This window comes from Anaerocolumna jejuensis DSM 15929 (genome assembly GCF_900142215.1).
GTDB classification, from domain to species: Bacteria; Bacillota; Clostridia; order Lachnospirales; family Lachnospiraceae; genus Anaerocolumna; species Anaerocolumna jejuensis.
Map to the genome: position 1 here is coordinate 1 of NZ_FRAC01000046.1, position 20,045 is coordinate 20,045.

Sequence of the window (20,045 nt, forward strand, 5' to 3'; positions counted from 1 at the left end):
TGGTGGTGAAAGAAAAGGTTCATGCTGTGGTTATAGGTTCAGCAATTACCAGGCCAAGAGAAATCACAGCAAGGTATGTAAAAGCTATTTCATGATTTGGGGGGGCAAAGGGAGGGGCTTTCAAAAGGGGACGGCAATTTGTACAAACCAGAAAGACTCATGCTTCGATTCCAAGGTATAAGAAGTCCTAATTCTCTGAATATTTTGTGCTGGACATATTATCAAACAGATAACTCGCTACGCTCAAACAATCTGTTTGATAATATAGCACAAAATCTTCAGAGAAAAGGACTTCTAATACCTTTCCATAGGCGCATTCGTTTTTCTGGTTTGTGCAAATTGCCTGTGTTTCTTTGGAAGCAAGGCTTTTGTTACTCAAATCATTTTATGATTTGACCTATAAATGGGAGATTTTTTGAAACAAGAAAAATATTGCACAATTAGTAAGAGTGTCAAATCAATTTTTTACCTTAAAAAAGCTTATTTTTTAATATTTATCGCTCAAAAAGTGCTTAAAAGGTATTTTTAAAATTTGATTTTGTGCAAATTGTTAATCTGATTTAAAAAAGGGTTCATTTGTTGGGCTAATCATTTTATAAAGGAACAATAGAAAAAAATTGTGATAAGAAATAATAGAAAAGAAACAACAGAAAAGAAACAACAGAAAAAAAACAACAGATAAATAATGGTATACAAACGGACGTATGGATAAAGTCTAAAGGAGATTTTTTCAATATGGAAAATTGTACTTATACTTATAACAAGCCCTGCAATATAATGGAAAAAACATATGACGTTATTGTTATCGGAGGCGGAACTGCCGGCTCCGCTGCTGCAATAGCTTCTGCCATGGGTGGTGAGGATACTCTTATTATTGAGAGAAATTCCTGTCTTGGCGGCTTGGCATCCGGGGGGCAGGTTACGCCCATGATGCATAATGGGATTGACGGAAGGTCCGGCCGCTCGTATATCAATGAAATTATTAAGAAAAAAATGGCACTGGAAGGGTATGGGGCAGATGATCATTACGGAAATGACGGATGGTTCAATCCGGAAATGATAAAGTATACTCTGGAGGAAATTTTTACAGAATACAAGGGAACAATCCTTTATAATACCGAGCTTCTTGATACGGTGGTGGAGAATAATAATATAAAAGGAGTAATCGTCCATAATAAGTCCGGCCTTTCTCTCATCCGCGGAAGGGTATTTATTGACTGCACCGGTGATGCTGACGCAGCTTTTGCTTCCGGTGTGACCTGCTTTACAGGGGATGAGCTGTTGCATAACAATCAGGCCATGTCCCTGCGTTTTATGGCTGGGAATATTGATATTTTAAAGCTGAAGGCTTTTCTGAAGGAAATAGGGGAGGCTGACATATTGGAATATCCGCTTGTTGAGATAGCCTCGGTATGGGAAGCAAAAACACCCTTGAACAAAGTGTTTCAAAAGGGGCTTAAAGATAAAGTAATTGAGTACCCTGACGGAAAGTATTTTCAGGCATTTTCAGTGCCGGGTATGCGGGGGGTCATGTCATTTAACTGCCCGGAAATACCGGATATTTATGATACACTGGATACAGCTGCCGTCAGCCGGGGATTAATAACCGGGAGAAGAATGATAAAAAGGCTCCATGGCTTCCTGAAAGCCTATATTCCGGGCTTTGAAAATAGCTGCATTATTTCCTCCGCAGACATGCCCGGTATAAGGGAATCCAGAAGAATACGGGGAAAATATATCCTCAGTGAAAAGGATTTCAGTGAAAGGGCTAAATTTGCCGATGGAGTAGCAAGGACAGCCTACCCGGTTGATATTCATGGGCTTATTGATGAGAAAAAACTGGGTATAAAGCTGATGGAACGGGGAGAGTATTTTGAAATTCCTTATAGGTGCCTGATAACCGATGCCATTGAAAATCTGCTTGTGGCTGGAAGATGCATATCATCGACATTTATTGCCCAGTCATCCGTCAGGATTCAGCCTACCTGCAGTGCTTTAGGTGAGGCCGCGGGTATTGCCGCCTCCTATTGTGTCAGGAACAATAGGAAGCCAAATGAACTGGATGGAAAAATCGTTCGTGATATCATGACGGAGCAAGAGTGAAAGATTTATCTTTCCCCCTGATTTTGTACGAGTACTTTAGCACCCCTGAAGGGTGCTAATTAGCACGCAGATGGAAGCCAAATATTGAAAGAGACAATCTGATATTTAAAGGAATAGCAAAACTAGCGAATTTAGAAAGGGTGGTATCCTTGAGCATAAATGGTTTCCAACCTACTGAACAATGGAAAGCTATGGGTCTAGAGCCCGGGGATGCCGTTCTTATCCACAGCTCCTTAAAGAGCTTCGGGCATGTAGAAGGCAGTGCTTTTACGGTGGTCGGCTCCCTCCTTGATGTGCTAGGTGAAGAAGGTACCCTGATCGTTCCCACCCTGACCGGCAGGCGGGAAGATTCGCTATCCTGTCCGCCTGTATTTCATGTGCTGGATACCATGTGCTGGACAGGGATTATTCCCGAAACCGTAAGAAACATGGAAGGAGCCAGACGTTCCCTTCATCCTACCCATTCGGCCGCAGCCATAGGGGGCAGAAAGGAATATATAACCACAGGTCATGAGAAATCCGGGTCACCCTGCGATGAAAACAGCCCATATTATAAAAATGCAGAAATCAATGGCTATATTATGCTGGCAGGCGTTGACCAGGAGAGCAATACATCGATACATTCCTGTGAGGAAATAGCAGGGGTTCCATACCATCTCCAGGAGGCTGAGATTGATATCACTATCACAGGTTATGAAGGGAAACGGCTTACTGTCAGGAACCGGCTGCATGATTGGGAAAAGCCTGGGACTGATTTTAACAAATTGGATGAACTTCTGGAGAAGAAGGGAATCATGAAAAAATACAGGGCAGGCAATTCCCTGATCCGACTGATAAAGGCCAATGACATGTTTGAATACACAATAGACTTATTAAGAAAAGACCCTTATTACCTGCTTATATAAGGGTTTTCTTTTCATAATAATGGTGTGGGATATGAGCGGTAAAAGGGGAGGGTTTCAAAAGGGGACGGAAATTTGTACAAAATAAAAAGCATGAATGCTTCGATTACAATGTATAAGAAGTCCTAATTTTCTGAAGCTTTTGTGCTGGACATATCCTCAAGCAGATAACTCGCTAGCTCAGACAATCTGTTTGAGGATATAGCACAAAAGCTTCAGAGAAAAGGACTTCTAATACATCTCCATAGGCCCATTCATGCTTTCTATTTTGTACAAATTGCCTGCTGGCAGATTAAAACTGGACTTTTGCTGCTTAAATCATATTATTAAACACTGTAAAAAAGCTGGAGGATATTTTGGCGAGAACGGAGGTAATTATGGGAAAAGTAAAAATTGGAATTATTGGGACTGGAAGTATTAGTAATATGCATATGGCGGGGTATAACCGTCTTAAGAATGTGGAGGTTGTTGCGGCGTGTGATATCAGTGAAGAACGGGTGAAAGAGTTTGCAAAGACCTATAATATCCCGAATACTTTTACCGACTATAATGAGATGTTAAAAATGACGGAAATAGAGGCGGTAAGTGTTACGGCATGGAACAATATCCATGCCCCTGCAAGTATTGCGGCGTTAAACGCAGGGAAGCATGTTTTATGTGAAAAACCTCTTGCACTGAATGCAGCGCAGGCCGGTGAAATGGTGGAGGCTGCGAAAAAGTCGGGGAAAATCCTGATGGTAGGCTTTTGCAGGAGATTTGGAGATAATGCCGTTGCATTGAAAAATATAATTGACAACGGGGATTTGGGAAATATTTATTATGCGAAGGCAGGCTGCCTGAGAAGATGGGGCAATCCCGGAGGCTGGTTTTCCGATAAGCAACGATCAGGGGGCGGTCCGGTAATTGATTTAGGCGTACATATGATTGACCTTATCCGCTATCTTTCCGGTAAGCCCAAAGTGGTATCCGTTACGGCCTCCGCCTTTCATCATATGGGAATGAAGCCGGAAGTGAAAGGAATACAAAAATATAATTCAGCGGATTACAGCGAGTATAATGACGTGGAAGACTGCGCGGCTTCCCTCATAAAGTTTGACAACGGAATGACCTTATTCTTTGAAACAAGCTGGGTACAAAATAGAAAAGAAGACCGGCTTTATCTGGAGCTCTTTGGAGACAAGGCAGGAGCGAAAATGGAACCGGAATTTGAATTATATGAAAACAAATATGATTACCTGAGAGATTCAAAACCTTTATTAGACCCCAATGGCAGCTCTTTTGAGCATAATTTTGTCCAGGAAATAAAGCATTTTATAAGCTGCATTGCAGATGGGGCGGAATGTCTGAATCCGGCTGAGGATGGCCTGGAATTAATGAAAATAATAGATGCTATCTATCAGTCGGCAGAGACCGGACATGAAGTTATTATCAATTAAAGGAGGCTTCCTATGAAATTATCTGTAAGCGCATGGTGTCTTCAGGAAAAACTGTTTGGGAAAGAAATGACCATCCTGGATTTTATCAGGTTCTGCCATGAGAATGGTGTGAAATTTGTGGAATTGCTGGATTGTTTCCTGAGCGGCGAAAGGGATATAAAGGAAGTAAAGGAGCTCTTAAAGGAACTGGATATGAAGGTATCCGCTTATTCCATCAGCAATGACTTTGTCCTTTCCGACAGCAGTGATAGAAGGTCACAGGTGGAGTATATGAAGAAAAGCATGGACACTGCCTTGGAGCTGGGCACCGGGATAATGAGAGTATTCAGCGGAAATAATAAGGATGGAATGTCTCTTGATATGGCAGAGGATTGGATTGTGGAATGCTTTCAGGAGGCAGCACCCCTGGCTGAACAAAAGGGCATAACAATGGTATTGGAAAATCACGGCCTTCTTGCAGGAAAATCCTATCAGGTAAAGAATATCATAGACAGGACCTGCTCAAAGGCATTAAAATCAAATGCAGATGTCGGCAATTTTATGCTGGTAAATGAAAATCCTCTGGAGGCAGTTAAGCTATTAAAGGACCAGATTGGTTTTCTGCATTTAAAGGATTTAAAAAAGGTGGATTTAGCAGAGGCAGATTCAGCAGAAGCAGATACGAAAGAGTGTTATACGGCCATTGATGGCAGCGTTTATCAGGGAGCTGTCCTTGGAAAAGGAGATGTACCCATCCCGGAAATCATCGCCTATATGAAAGCTTCCGGTTATCAGGGATTTCTTTCAATCGAATTTGAAGGACCTGGAGACCCTGCCGAAGGTACAACGGAGTGTATTGCATATGCAAGGCAGGAATTGGATAAGTAAACGGGATATGGAGGCATTGTGTCTGCGAAATCCCCGGCACAATCTTGCGGCGTACTGGAAAGACATGACAGTTAGTGTGAAAATTAAAAAACAATTTTCACACACAAAATTGTGCCTGCGGCGCTAAATTGCAGGCTGCGAGAAAGGTATGGCTATTAGTATGTATACTAATAAAATTGGAGTTATGGTCGATTCCTTTCAGCTGGATTTAAGGGCTGGAATCAAGAAAGCAAAGGAAGTCGGAGCTGATGGGATACAGATCTATGCGGTGGCTGGTGCCATGGAGCCGGAGCAGCTGAATCAAGGCCAAAGGAAGGAACTCCTGGACTTCATCAAATCCAACGGGCTGGAGGTATCCGCACTCTGCGGAGATTTTGGCGGGCATGGCTTTCTGATAGAGGAAGAGAATACCTGGAAGGTTGAAAAATCCAAAAGAATTATGGAGCTGGCAAAGGATATGGAGACCAATGTCGTTACGACCCATATCGGAGTTATTCCGAAGGATGAAAGTAAGTCCCAGTACAGGATTCTCAAAAATGCCTGTGAGGAACTGGGGAGATTTGGTGAGAGCGTAGGTGCGTACTTTGCCATTGAAACAGGACCGGAAAAAGCTGAGACACTGAAGAGCTTTCTGGATAGCCTGGACAGCGGCGGAGTGGGAGTGAATCTGGACCCGGCCAACCTGGTCATGGTCACAGACGATGATCCGGTAAAGGCAGTAATTACATTAAAGGATTATATTGTTCATACCCATGCAAAAGACGGTATTATGATAAAAAAGACAGAGCCTCAGATCATTTATGACTTTTTTGCAGAAGGGGGAATCGGTGATTTAAGGCTTGAGGACTATTTTGCGGAAAAGCCCCTGGGACTGGGAAGTGTTGATTTCAGCGGGTATATGAAAGCTCTTTCTCAAATAGGATACAAGGGCTTCTTAACGGTGGAGAGGGAAGTCGGAGATGACCCTGAAGGTGATATAAGAGATGCTGTACATTTTTTAAAGGCATTGCTGCGGTAATTGTAAAGTGCTATTTTTTGGAAGAAGACAGGAGGAAAAATATGTTAAAAGATTTACCTTGGCTAAAGCATTCGGAGGGACTGGATATTGAATTACTGGAATCCAAAGAGGAAGGGAAGGATATCGAAGGATTCGGGAAAAGGGCAGAAGAAATTAAGAAGATGGAAAATGGAGCAGAGAAGGAAGGCTGGGCAGGAAATCTCCTGGACGAATTATTTGCTCTTCCCGTGAAAGAAGGATTCGGCTGCATAGAGCCGTCGGACCTGGCAGGCATTGAGGCGGAAAGACCCACAAGCAAAATACAGCGTAACAGGAATACGGCCAATTTATCCGACGATACCTTATATAATAAAATATATGGTGCCTGGCTGGGAAGATGTGCCGGCTGCTTACTGGGGCAGCCCGTTGAAGGCTGGCAAAGGGAAAGAATCGGGAAGCTTTTAAAAGGTACCGGTAATTATCCAATCAATTATTATATGTCCTCGGATATTTCAAAAGAAATAAAAGAGGAATGTGATGTTACGGATTATCCCGGTGTATACGGAAACCAAAAAAAGGGCTGGATTAATAATATAGAATGCATGCCGGAGGATGATGACACCAATTACACCATTATGGGCTTAAAAATCCTGGAGAAGTATGGAGTTGATTTTACACCGGAGGACGTGGCAGAATGCTGGCTGGATAACCTCCCGGTATTGCACTTGTGCACGGCGGAAAGAGTGGCATACCGCAATTTGATAAATCTGGATATGCCTCCCCGTTCGGCAGCTTACCGAAATCCCTACAGAGAATGGATTGGTGCCCAGATACGCGCAGACTTCTTTGGGTATATTGCGCCCGGCAACCCGGAGCTGAGCTCTGCAATGGCTTGGCGGGATGCCTCCATATCTCATACCAAAAACGGAATCTACGGGGAAATGTTTATAGCCGCCATGTTGTCAACAGCAGCTGAATCAGAGGATATCCAATCTATTATAGATGCCGGCTTATCCATGATACCGGAAAAATCAAGGCTGCACGCCGGCATTGATACAGTGCTTAAATGGTACTATTCCGGTGTGGATTGGGAAGGTGCAATCGATAAGATTCACCAATTGTACAACGAAAAGAATGCCCACGATTGGTGCCATACCATACCAAATGCTATGATTGTATGTATTGGCCTGCTGTATGGAGGCCTTGATTTCGGCAAATCAATTGGAATAGCAGTCATGGCCGGCTTTGACACAGACTGCAACGGCGCAACCGTCGGCTCTATTCTTGGAATGGTTCTCGGAGCAGAGTCCATTCCGGAAAATTGGATTAAGCCTTTGAATAACAAAGTAAAGTCCGGAATAGATGGATACGGACTAGTCGAAATATCGGATTTGGCAGACAGAACGGTAAGAATTGCAAAAAGTATTTTACCATCTCTGTAGTTACTGCATAGTAAATAAGTGCAGGATTTTTATTGTGCCTGTACTTATTTACTATGTTACCGATATTATACAGAGAAAAATATATAGAATAAAGTACAAATTATCTGTTGTAGGCGGCCTATTTTAATCAGATATATATTCGGCTATATCAGATAGTTTACAATCAAGTATTTTGCAAAGGGCATTGAGAGTATTTGTTGATACTGATTCATTTTTTTGTAAACGTATTATTGTTGAGCCACTGATATTTTCATCTATGTCTTTATTCCTTAGAGTGTAAGTTGTAGCACCTTTTCTTTTCATAGTTTCCCATAGCGGAGTATAAGAAATCAATTTCGTTCACCCCCTTTACGTTTATTCATTATGCCGTATAATGGACATATATTACTATGTTCAATATGCGGCATAACATTGATAATAGCAAATGCAAAAACGAGTGAAAGTACAAATATCGATGAAAATCAGAAAGAGTTATTGGAAGATTCAAATATTAATTCAAATGATGTTGTAAGCATAGATAAAATTTAGCTTTTTCAAAAGAACAATTACAGAAAATAAAAGATGAAGTTTTAACTAATAAAGGGATAGTAACAGTCTGTGAGATGTTTTATATTAAAAAAGTAGCGATGTAACAACAGATATTAAATACTGTGTCAGATATTACTTTGTTCAATACATTTTTGGCTGCTTTCGTGCTAAGGTAAAAAAAATAAAAATATATCATAAAAAAGGACAATGAGTACAGGAATCAGAGACTTATCCATGTAATATATTGTATAAAAAAGGGTAAGGGAGTTTATGTTGAAAAAGATACCTTATAAAAAGTGTATTATCATGGCTGCAATTCTTATCTGTGCCTATTTCTTTGGCGGAGGAATTGCAATGCTGGTACAGGTTTATGCCAAGGATACCATAAAAGCGGAAGAGAACTGGGGCCTAGGGTTTCCCACAGAAGGCCAGCCGCCGAAAGCCAATACCACAGCAGATGAACTAAAGAAATACGATTCCTATTATATAGGAGATACCGGCAAAAAGGTCATTTACCTGACCTTTGATGCAGGCTATGAAAACGGAAATATGCCGGCCATTCTGGATGCCTTAAAAAAGCACAATGCCCACGCCACCTTCTTTGTAGTCGGTAATTTTATCAACACCAGTCCGGAACTGCTTAAACGCATCGTAGCAGAAGGAAATCAGGTAGGGAACCATACATACAATCATCCAAATATGTCCAGCATAGCTTCAAAGGAAGCCTTTGAAAAGGAACTGGGCGGCGTAGAAAAAGCCTATGAAGAAATAACCGGCCAGAAGATGACCAAGTACTACAGGCCCCCTCAGGGAAAGTACAGCGTTCATAACCTGGAAATGGCAAAAGAACTAGGCTACAAGACCTTCTTCTGGAGCCTCGCCTACGTAGACTGGCTGCAGGATAAACAACCGACAAAAGAAGCAGCCTTTAAAAAGCTTCTCGGCAGAATCCACCCCGGAGCAATCGTGCTTCTTCACAGCACCTCAAAGACCAACGCAGAAATCCTGGATGAACTCCTAACAAAATGGGAAGGGATGGGCTATACCTTTGGCACGCTGGATGACCTTGTAAAAGCAAGCAGCAGTAAATAAATCACTTCTATCACATCAAATCAAATGAGAATGAAACAAATCTAAAAGTACTATCTACAACTTTATGCAATGTAATAAAGTTGTGAGCCAACAAATCATAACAAAAAACAAAGAAAAATAAAATTATAAAAATAAGGCAAATGAAAAAGTAAAGAAAATAAAAAAGTAAAGAAAATGAAAAAATAAAACAAATGATAAAATTAAGCAATTGAAAAGATAAAACCATTGGAAAGATAAAACAATTGAAAACAATAAACAAATAATAAGGCTAATAGGAATACCCAGATGATGGGGGACTTATGTTTCGGAATTTTATCTCGAGAGGTTCCTTATGACACTTAAGCGGCAGCAATTGTTCCTAGGGAAATCAGTGCCACTGTCTGAGCTCAAAAAACTGTCATATCCACATCATCACAGCGAGTTTGGCACTGCTTTCCCTGCCAGGAACAATTACTGGCACTTTAGTGGAATTAGGAACCTTGAGCAATAAAATTCCGAAACATAAGTCCCCCATCATCGTACACCCCCATACCCCCGCTTTATGCCCCATACGTCTTTGTTATTTTCAGACGCCATCCCCCACCCCATCATTGACAGTGACTTTAGTCCCATGTTATACTGTAATCCATTAAGAGGGAGTAGCTTACAAGATATAAGGTCAACAACCGGCATAAACTGTTATAAACTGATTGCCTGGCCTTATACTCCGCAAACGGATAGCAAGACTTTTAATATTTTCTGACAATGCCAGTAAATATTAAAAGTCTTTTTTTTACCCCTGGCAAAAGGAGGAATCAATTAGAAGAGAGTAGCATATTTTCTTAGAGAAAAGATAGAAAGGCTGTGTATCTTATTGTAGCAGAAAAGCAAGTACAGCAGATGAATAACAAAAAAACCGAGGAGGACATTTCATTGTCAACGAAAAAAGCAGTATCATGGGTATTATTTTGGGTAGGGCTATCACTGTGTTTTAACATGGGCATCTACATTTTTGCAGGAAAAGAAAAGGCCCTGGAATTCCTGGGAGGCTATGTAATCGAGCAGTCCTTAAGCATAGACAACCTTTTCTTATTCTTAATGGTATTTTCCAGTTTCGGCATCAAGGCCGATTATCAAAGGCGTGTACTGAATTACGGAATATTTGGTGCCATTATTCTAAGACTGATATTCATTCTGCTGGGAGTTACAATTGTCGATAAATTTGAATGGGTTCTGTATATCTTTGGCGCGATATTAATTGTCAGCGGTATAAAAATGATGCTGAAAAAAGAGGAGAGTACCGATTTTAAGGAAAGCAGAATCATCAGGATACTGGGTAAGATAATACCTGTTACCAAGGAGCTGGAAGGGGACAGATTCTTTGTCAGAAAAAATAAAATCCTTTATGCTACCCCCTTATTTGCCATAATTATAGTGATAGAATTTACGGATATCCTATTTGCGATAGATTCCATACCGGCGGTCTTTTCCATTTCCACAGACCCCTTTATAGTTTATACCTCAAATATTTTTGCGATACTAGGACTGCGAAGTATGTATTTTGTCCTGGGCAAGCTTCAGGAGAGATTCCAGTATGTAAAATACGGAGTTGCCCTTATTCTTACCTTTACCGGATTCAAGCTGGTATCCTTATTGTTTAACATACATATATCCGTAGAGCTGTCGCTGTTTGTAATCTTTGCCATATTGGTATTAAGTGTTATTTTATCTGCTGTAGTTACCAAGAAGGATGAAGTGAAGGTAAATTAGATTGAAAAAGGCAAGGCACTTTTCAAATTTCTATTTAAGCAGAATTGCAGGCAGGCTTGCGGTATGCATGGGATAAGGTAGAGAAACGCGGTGTCTTTGAATCTTTATTTGCATGGCAATCCAGGAAGGCCTGTGATAGTGGTATCACTGGAGCAAAATCTAATATAGCAATAGATAAAAAATACTGAGCCTTATATTAGCAAAGTGTATGGCTAAGGAAAGGACCCTTTGGGCCCGCTATCATGGTGGGTTTCCTAAGGGTCCTTTTATAGTTTATAATATATATATCACATGTCACGTATCAATCATCAATTGATTACATGTCCAGATACAGTCCGATTAGCAGAATGACCTTAATCATCAACAGTTGTTTCCATGACCGGATACAGACATGGTACGATTAGCAGAATAACCTTAATTATCATCAGTTGTTTCCATGCCTGGATACAAGCCTTATCCGCTTAGCTGACCTTAATTATTATCAGCAGTTTTTCTTGTCAGGCGGACAAAGAATTTTATCAGCTCATTGACCGTTAGAGGTACAAGAGAGAACAGGAGAACGATACCCCAGTCCTTTAAACTGATGTTGTGAACTCCGAAAGCTTCTGCCAGGAATGGAATGGAAATTACAAGCTCCTGTAACAGCAGGCCGATAATGATAGAAGCAATAAGGAGCTTATTTTTTAACAGGCCGATCTTAAAGATGGACTTCTCATGGTTTCTCATAGACAGGGAGTAAAAGAGCTGGGAAGCTGCCAATACTACGAAGGCCATGGTTCTGGCATAAGTCAGAGCTGTTTGGTAATCAGAGGATTTTGTAACCTCTTTTGCCAGGCTTGTAAAAATATTATAGCCATGCTCGTACATTCCAAAATAGAAGGCCGTCAGGGTCAAAATACCGATTAGGAAACCACCGATAACGGCACGTGTACCGGAGCCTTCCGCAAAAAAACTCTGCTTTGGATCTCTGGGCTTCCGTTTCATGACGTCCTTATCTCCGGGGTCAACGCCGAGGGCGATGGCAGGCAGGGAGTCCGTAATCAGGTTAATCCACAAAAGCTGGGTAGCAGCTAAAGGTACCGGCCAGAAAAACAGGATGGAGAAGAGGATGGAAATTACCTCTCCCAAGTTACAGGAAAGAAGGAAAATAACGGATTTCTTGATGTTGTTATAAATATTTCTTCCTTCTTCAATGGCGTTTACGATTGTTGTAAAGTTATCGTCGGTCAGGATCATATCACTGGCGCCCTTGGCAACATCCGTTCCGGTGATACCCATGGCAACTCCGATGTCAGCGTATTTGAGGGAGGGAGCGTCATTTACGCCGTCCCCTGTCATGGATACGATATTTCCGTGGGCCTTAAAGGCTCTTACAATCTTAACCTTATGTTCGGGTGAAACTCTTGCAAACACTCTGTAGTCTTTGATTTTTTCAGAGAATACCTCATCGGCCATTTCATCAATTTCCGCACCTGTAAGGCTTTGGTCGATGGAATCGGCTATACCAAGCTCTTTTGCGATGGCAACGGCTGTATTCTTATGGTCGCCGGTTATCATAATTGGTGTAATGCCGGCGGCTTTTGCTTCCGCTATGGAGTCCTTTACCTCAAGCCTTGGAGGGTCAATCATACCGACAATACCGATGATGGTCAGCTCCTTCTCCATCTCTTCGGCATCTATAACCGTATCGGAATCCTTATAGGCTGCACCTAAGACTCTTAAGGCGGAATCAGACATCTCTTCGGTTGCTTTTAAGAAGCTTTTTTTGATTTCCTCTGTCAGAGGAACGACCTTGCCGTCTAGGAGGGCAGTGGAAGATATTTTCAGCAGATTGTCAATGGCTCCCTTGGTATGGACCCGGTAAGTACCGTTTTCTTCATTTAAGGTGGACATCAGCTTTCTGTCAGAGTCAAAGGGCTTTTCTCCCACACGCTTATGGGCAGCGTTCAGAGCATTTTTTGTAAGGTCAAAGCGGTCGCCCATTATAATAAGTGCAACCTCTGTGGGATCGCCGGTTCCTGCACCATTTTCATAGGTGGCATCGGAACATAGGACAAAGGACCTTACCAGCTCTTTTTCATCAGGGGAGGGAGCTAAGACATCACTGCCTGCCGGGATGTCTCTTAGATTATTAAGGGTGAAGGTTTTAACCACTGTCATCTTATTCTGGGTCAGGGTACCTGTCTTATCCGAGCAGATAATATTAACGGAGCCTAAGGTTTCAACGGCGGGAAGCTTCTTCACGATAGCGTTGATCTTAGACATTCTGGTAACACCGAGAGCCAGTACAATTGCAACAATTGCGGCAAGACCTTCCGGTATGGCAGCAACGGCAAGGCTGATAGCTGTTAAGAACATTTCAAATAAATCACGTTTTTGTATCAGAGCTATTACAAATATCAGAACACAAATACCGATTGCCAGGTAACCAAGAGTTTTACCAAGCTCATCCAGGCGCCTTTGCAGGGGAGTTAATTCATCATTATCCTCATCAAGAATCTTTGCAATCTTACCGATTTCCGTATCCATGGCCGTTGCAACTACAACACCTTCACCGCGCCCGTAGGTTACAAGGGTGGACATGAACGCCATATTGACTTTATCGCCGATGGGAGTTTTGGGGTCCTCCAAAAGCACTGCGGAGTCCTTGTTTGAGGGAACGGATTCCCCGGTCAATGCTGACTCTTCAATCTGGAGATTGGCACTTTCGGTCAGCCTGATATCGGCGGGTATAAATCTGCCGGCATCCAGGACAATAATATCACCGGGCACTACTTCTTCCGAATTGATTTCCTTTACTTCACCGTCGCGGCGGACTAAGGATTTGGGGGTGGTCATCTTTTGCAGGGCTTCCACCGCTTTTTCTGCTTTGGCTTCCTGAATTACACCGATTACTGCATTTAGGATTACTACCAAAAGGATAATAATGGCATCTGCATATTCCTTGATGAATATGGTAATAACGGCAGCCCCTAACAGCACATAGATAAGCATATCCTTTAATTGGGAAAAAAACAGTGTAACCAGGCTTTTCTTGGGCTTTCCCTTCAATTTGTTCGGCCCGTACTTTTCCAACCTGGTTAAAGCTTCCCCGGAACTAAGTCCTTGGGACGGGTCTACATTAAGCTCCTTTAAAGCTTCCTTTGTGGGTTTTGAAAACCACATACTAACACCTCACTTATAATTTTTATCGGCAGATTTAATCAGGTGGAGGACATAAATCTGCGGTTTGTTAATGATTTGCTACTAGTTTTTTCTATTCTGTAAAAGAATATACTTTGAACTATTATTGTACTATGTAATTAGGTGACAGTAAAATTAAAATTTGATTAAATTTGGCAATATTTATTTTGGGGAATTTCAAGTTTGTTGAATGTATAGTTGGGGTATAAAAATCCACTCAGCTCCGTGAAAGTCACTTCGTTGCATTTTTATACCCCAACTATACATAAAGGAAAGCTGAGATTAATTTGTGGCGCCCGAATTAATGGTTAGAAGGAGCAATAAATAAGGAGCAGTAAATAAGGAGCAGTAATGAAGGTGCAGTAAAAAAAGTGCAGTAAAGAAATTAAGACAAAGAAGGTATGATTAAAAAGGGAGAATCCATCAAAAATCCATAATGGAAAGGTACAATTTAAATGGGGAGTGTTGGACTTATAACAAGATGCTGTTATTCTGCAGTTTCAAAAGAAACAGTTCTTGAAGCAATTGAAAAAGAACTTACAACAAGATGCTGTTATCCTGTAGTGCGCAAATTAAGATTTACCTGAGAGTAATTCTGGGGATTCTGTGATAAAATGTATATAAATATTTGAAAAAATAGTTTTCCTGTTCTGTATTCAATCTAAAAATAGTTAATCATTATCAGAAAAGTACAAGTTTTGAACCGTAAGGTTCCGTTACGATAAAGAAAATAAAAGGGGTAGGCCTGTGGAAGAAAATAAAAAAAGAATACTGGTAGTGGAAGATGAAGAAAAAATCATGGAGTTTATAGAGTCTTATCTGATAAACAGCGGATATGAGGTGATAAAAGCCTATTCGGGAAGAGCGGCAGAAAGTAAGCTGAGAGAAGAAAGGCTGGATATGCTTTTATTGGATTTGATGCTTCCGGATAAAAGCGGAGAAGAAATTTTAAGAAATTTACGAAAGGAATCCCGTATTCCGGTTATTATCCTGACGGCCAAAAGCAGCGAGGAGAGCGTGATAAACGGATTGGATATCGGAGCTGACGATTATATTACAAAGCCCTTCAGCCCAAGGCAGATGGTAGCCAGGGTAAATGCCCTGTTCCGAAGAAGCGAAAAGGGGGAAAGCGGTGAGACCTTATCCTTTCGGAATGGTAAGCTGATGATTAACCTGGAAAACTACCGGGTGATGAAGGAGGGAGAGGATATCCTTTTAACACCCAGTGAATTTAAGCTCTTAACGACCCTGGCAAAGAGAAATGGGAAGGTATTTACAAGAGAAGAGCTGATTATGATTGCCTTTGACGGGGATTATGCAGGCTTTGACAGGACCATTGATTCCCATATTAAAAATCTCAGGGCAAAGCTTGAGGACAATCCCAAGGAGCCGGAGTATATTCTGACAATACGTGGTGTGGGTTATAAATTCGGGGGTGACTGATTTGAAATATTCCTTAAAACAAAAGCTGACCTTCTCCTATGTCATAATCGTAGTTGCCAGCATTGGTTTTGCCATTCTTTTTGCCAATGTGGGTATCAGGAATCAGTTCAAGCACTATGCGATTCAAAAGCAGGGGAAGGAAACGGAAGAGATAATAAGCCTTATCAGGATGAAATATGAGGAGGAAGGCGGATGGAGCAGTAAGTACCTTGACCTTATCGGAATGAATGCCCTGCAAAACGGTATGACTCTGGTAATCAAGGACACCGGCGGAAAGGTCATATGGTCGGCCTATGAGCATAATAACGGCCTCTGCCAGATTATGATAAAGAACATGGCTCTTAATATGTCAAGCTATTCCAATAAGTGGGACGGCAGATATGAGGAAAAGTCCTATCCTATAAAGGAAAAGAATTCGGTAATTGCTGAGCTTACCACAGGCTTTATGGGACCCTATTATTTTAATGACGAAGAGCTGCTGTTTATAAAGGCTTTAAATTCCATCCTTGTTTTTGCCGGGGTGACCTCGGTGCTGCTGGCTGTTTTTCTGGGGATTTTTATGTCCGTCAGACTAAGTAATCCCCTGAAGAAAATATCGGATAAAGCTCTTTTCCTGGCAAAGGGAGAGTATAAGGAGAGAATAACCGAGGACTTAAATACAAGGGAGATCAAGATACTGGCAGATACCATCAACCAGCTCTCAGATGCTCTAATGGAAAAGGACAGGCTAAGGGGACAGCTGACCCAGGACGTTGCCCATGAGCTCCGGACCCCTCTTACCTCTGTACAGGGCCATATGGAGGCAATGCTTGACGGTGTCTGGGAATTAAGCAATGAAAGACTCTTAAGCTGCTATGAGGAAATTATGAGGCTGAAAAGCCTGATCGGAAGCATTGAGGATTTATCCGCTTCAGAGGATAAGAATATCCTGCTCCATAAGGAAGAATTTGAATTCTCCTCCCTTGTGGAACGCCTTTTGCATAATTATGAGAAGGAGCTGTCCGATAAGAAGATGCAGGTAAAGCTTCGGGGGCGGCTGGAGGAAAAGAATGCAGGGAACCTTAACTATGGGGATATTATCTACGGAGATGTTAACTATGGAGATGTTATCTATGCAGATGTTATCTATGCAGATAAGGATAAAATGTGCCAGGTATTAAATAACCTCCTCTCCAATGCAGTAAAATATTGTGACAGAGGAGCGGAGGTCATTATTACCTTAGAGCAGGAAGCCGGTCAGGCGGTAATTAAGGTATCAGATAACGGAAATGGCATATCCCAGGAGGACCTGCCCCATATCTTCGAACGGTTCTACCGGGCGGACAAATCCAGAAACAGTAATACCGGCGGAGCTGGAATTGGACTGTCCATTACAAAATCCATTGTAGAAGCCCATGGGGGAAGTATTACAGCAAGCAGTGAATACGGAAAGGGAACGGAATTTACCATTCTACTTCCCGGCAGATAATACCGCTCAGGGCTTAAGGGGAGGATAGTTGATTTCAAGGCCCGGCTGGTGTCCCTTTTCCATCTTATGCCTGGCTTTCCGGTTGGCAACGGAATCGAAAATAATGGAAAAGTCATAATCCGGAGGATAAAGCTCCAGGGCCGGAGAGATTAACTTTAACCTCTTATGGTTTACGTATTCCTTCTTCTTTTGTATCTGGATGCCAATAAAACCTTTTTCATCTGCGGACTGAAATACAATTCCTATTTTTTTCTGAGGGTAGATCATTACACTGTCCCCCAGGCTATACTTAGCAGCAGCGCCGCCTTTTTTCCGGGAAGTGTCCTCATTCTCTCCCTTAATTCTTGGAAGCAGAGAAGGAGTAACAGGCGAAGGGGTATCAAGGTCTTCAGAGGTCAGGAAATCTGGCCTGGAGGATTCTGCCTCAGAGGCTTCCAGGGGGGAAGGAGAAGCCTTGGGGGAAGTCCTCTGATAAGCCTCTTTATAAGCCCTTGCCAGCATGCTCTCTGGCATGCCCAGGCGCTTTGCAATATATAGGGCACAGCTTTCACCGGCTTCGCCGATTTCCAGGCGGTAGAGGGGTCTTAAGCTTTCCTTGTCAAAGGCCATTCTGGCATTTATCAATCCACTGGTATTAGCGGCATATTCCTTCACCTCCGGGTAATGGGTGGTAGCAACCAGCAGGCAGTTCTTTCGGCGGAGCTCATCCAGAATGGCAATGGCAATGCCCATGCCCTCTGCCGGGTCAGTGCCGGAGCCAAGCTCGTCCAGGAGCACCAGGCTTTCTTCATTGGAAGCCTTTAATATTTCAATAATATTTGTAATATGGGCGGAGAAGGTAGAAAGATTTTCCGAAATACTCTGCCCGTCCCCGATGTCACAAAAAATACCATTGTTCATGGTTAATTCCGCCTCTTTACAGGGGACATGAAGACCGCACTGTGCCATGAGGGAAAGGAGTCCCACAGTTTTGAGGGCCACAGTCTTGCCGCCTGTATTAGGACCGGTGATAATAACTCCCTGTATACCCTCACCCAGCTTAAAGTCTAGGGGAACACACTCCATGGTATTTAAAAGGGGATGGCGGCCTTCCAGGATGGATATCCTTCTTTCGTGGTTCATAAGGGCTGGTACTCCCTTCATATCGATACTGAGCTTTGCCTTGGCAAAGAGAATATCAAGGGTCTCCATAGCCTGCATATTCAGAAAAATATCCGAGGAGGCCTCTGCAATCATACCGGTCAGCAGGTACAGTATCCGCCTTACTTCATTATCTTCTTCGATTTTTAGCAGGGACAGTTCTTCCTCCAGCTTCAGTACCGTATTAGGAACGATAAAGCAGGTGGAGCCCGTTGAGGAAACATCCAGGGTGGAACCGCTGATCTGGTTCTTGTATTCCTTCTTTACGGGAAGAACATAATGTCCGTTCCGGGAAGAGACATAATTCTCTGAGAACCATTCCTTCTTACTTCTTAACAGATTTTCCAGCTTGCTTCGGATTTCGGACTGGAGCTGTTCCATTTTTCTTCTAATTCCTTTTAATTCTTTGGTAGCCTCATCCTCTACCTGATTTCCCCGAAGGCAGCGGTTGATTTCTTCCGTTAAGGAAGAAAGGTCAGCAAAGGAATTGCCATAATAGGCAATGTCTGTCTGTAAAAATTCTGCCTTTAAGAGATAAGCTTTCACACGCCTGGTAGCAGTAAGAAACTGTGCGGTAGAAAGAATCTGTTCCGGCAGCAGCATACTTCCTAAGGAAGCCAGCTCCAGATATTTATCGATATCTTTCATGGAGGGAAGGGGAGGTGTTCCCAGGGCTGTTAAGACAGCTTTTGCTTCCGTTGTTTCCTTTATTTTCAGCCTTACCTCTGACAGGGAGAGGAGGGGAGAGAGCATCGTAAGCTTCGCCCTGGCACTATCCGAGACTGCCCTTTCGCAAAGCATGGTTTTTATTGTATCAAATTCTAAGGTTTCATAAGTTTTATTCAACATGATAATATCCTTTCTGTTCTTAAATGGTTCTGCAAAGAGGTAACCAGTTAAAGCAACCTCTTGAAAAAAATAATACCCACAGGAAATGAACAGAAAAACTCCCTGTGGGTACAAAAATAAGCATAGCAGTAATCACTCTGCTACGCCTGCCTTTATGTTAAGATGGCAGATTGAGTATTTTCTGTAATTTGGGAAAAGCACAACAAAAACAGGTGCCAATCATAACTTATTTAAATAAATAAGCGCCTGCCGCATCCTACTAAAATTCAATTAATGCTTTACCCTATTTTGTTTGGTTAGTTGTTATAAACCTCACTTACAGATAATACCGACATCAAAACCATCCTTTCTTAATTCTTTTATAATGGTGCCATCATACCATAGAACCCTTAATTTGTAAAGAGATTTCTGTTAGAACTGAACAGTAAATGTTAAATATGTTAAAGTTCAGACTTTTTGGATTTAAGTCTTTGGAACCAGAGACCATCTGTGTTTTATATAAAAATTCCGCGAATAGATAGGTTGAACTGTAACCGGCAAAAGCATAAAACCAGTTAATAGAAAGGAATGGGGACAGGTACTGTCTTGTGTAAGGCAGTAACAAGGATTAGTTCAGGCTTCACTATTCAAAAACCTTTATTCCACTATAAATTGAAAAAATTAATCAAAACAGCTACAAACTCGCTAAGCTCAAATAAATCCACTGTATTTCTCAGCTGTGTTTCTTACAGATTAAATTTTTTTTCCGAATATTAACTGATATGCAATGGATAAAGAGGATGGACTATAACAGACTGATATAGGAAATAAGAAATAATTGGTAAAAAAAATGTGGACTATGGGGTG

At 41.9% G+C, this 20,045-nt stretch carries 13 protein-coding genes; 10 read left to right on the top strand and 3 right to left on the bottom strand.

The window, feature by feature from the left end:
* Positions 1–735: 735 nt before the first annotated feature.
* The 6 genes from BUB77_RS27550 to BUB77_RS27575 all read left to right on the top strand — a co-directional run bounded on the left by BUB77_RS27550 (position 736) and on the right by BUB77_RS27575 (position 7,747).
* Positions 736–2,103, top strand: coding sequence for an FAD-dependent oxidoreductase (locus tag BUB77_RS27550; protein WP_073280394.1), 1,368 nt, complete (start codon positions 736–738; stop codon positions 2,101–2,103).
* A gap of 149 nt (positions 2,104–2,252) precedes the next feature.
* Positions 2,253–3,008, top strand: a complete 756-nt coding sequence (locus BUB77_RS27555; protein WP_073280395.1) for an AAC(3) family N-acetyltransferase — start codon at positions 2,253–2,255, stop codon at positions 3,006–3,008.
* 374 nt (positions 3,009–3,382) lie between these two features.
* Positions 3,383–4,441, top strand: a complete 1,059-nt coding sequence (locus tag BUB77_RS27560; RefSeq protein ID WP_073280396.1) for a Gfo/Idh/MocA family protein — start codon at positions 3,383–3,385, stop codon at positions 4,439–4,441.
* A gap of 12 nt (positions 4,442–4,453) precedes the next feature.
* Positions 4,454–5,308, top strand: a complete 855-nt coding sequence (locus tag BUB77_RS27565; RefSeq protein ID WP_073280397.1) for a sugar phosphate isomerase/epimerase family protein — start codon at positions 4,454–4,456, stop codon at positions 5,306–5,308.
* 148 nt (positions 5,309–5,456) lie between these two features.
* Entirely contained in the window at positions 5,457–6,326 is an 870-nt protein-coding gene (locus tag BUB77_RS27570) for a sugar phosphate isomerase/epimerase family protein (RefSeq protein ID WP_073280398.1), read from the top strand.
* A gap of 41 nt (positions 6,327–6,367) precedes the next feature.
* A complete protein-coding gene (locus tag BUB77_RS27575) occupies positions 6,368–7,747 on the top strand; it encodes an ADP-ribosylglycohydrolase family protein (RefSeq protein ID WP_073280399.1) in 1,380 nt (459 codons plus the stop codon).
* A gap of 123 nt (positions 7,748–7,870) precedes the next feature.
* Here the strand turns inward: BUB77_RS27575 and BUB77_RS27580 are convergent, their stop codons facing one another.
* The gene (locus BUB77_RS27580; protein ID WP_330392715.1) at positions 7,871–8,050 is read right to left on the bottom strand and encodes a helix-turn-helix domain-containing protein; all 180 of its coding nucleotides are present in this window, start codon (positions 8,048–8,050) and stop codon (positions 7,871–7,873) included.
* Positions 8,051–8,545: 495 nt separating this feature from the next.
* Between BUB77_RS27580 and BUB77_RS27585 the strand changes: the two genes are divergently transcribed.
* Both BUB77_RS27585 and BUB77_RS27590 read left to right on the top strand, forming a co-directional pair.
* A complete protein-coding gene (locus BUB77_RS27585) occupies positions 8,546–9,367 on the top strand; it encodes a polysaccharide deacetylase family protein (protein WP_073280401.1) in 822 nt (273 codons plus the stop codon).
* Positions 9,368–10,279: 912 nt separating this feature from the next.
* Entirely contained in the window at positions 10,280–11,116 is an 837-nt protein-coding gene (locus BUB77_RS27590; RefSeq protein WP_073280413.1) for a TerC/Alx family metal homeostasis membrane protein, read from the top strand.
* A 471-nt stretch (positions 11,117–11,587) separates the two neighbouring features.
* On the opposite strand, the gene BUB77_RS27595 is transcribed toward BUB77_RS27590, so the two are convergent.
* Complete coding sequence (locus tag BUB77_RS27595; RefSeq protein ID WP_073280402.1) at positions 11,588–14,281, bottom strand: cation-translocating P-type ATPase; 2,694 nt, start codon at positions 14,279–14,281, stop codon at positions 11,588–11,590.
* A 765-nt stretch (positions 14,282–15,046) separates the two neighbouring features.
* Between BUB77_RS27595 and BUB77_RS27600 the strand changes: the two genes are divergently transcribed.
* Positions 15,047–15,742 (top strand): response regulator transcription factor, encoded by a 696-nt coding sequence (locus BUB77_RS27600; RefSeq protein ID WP_073280403.1) that lies wholly within the window; start codon positions 15,047–15,049, stop codon positions 15,740–15,742.
* 1 nt (position 15,743) lies between these two features.
* Positions 15,744–17,210: a sensor histidine kinase gene (locus tag BUB77_RS27605; RefSeq protein ID WP_073280404.1), complete on the top strand. Its 1,467-nt coding sequence runs from the start codon at positions 15,744–15,746 to the stop codon at positions 17,208–17,210.
* Between the two features lie 6 nt (positions 17,211–17,216).
* Here the strand turns inward: BUB77_RS27605 and BUB77_RS27610 are convergent, their stop codons facing one another.
* Positions 17,217–19,196, bottom strand: coding sequence for an endonuclease MutS2 (locus tag BUB77_RS27610; RefSeq protein WP_073280414.1), 1,980 nt, complete (start codon positions 19,194–19,196; stop codon positions 17,217–17,219).
* Positions 19,197–20,045 lie beyond the last annotated feature (849 nt).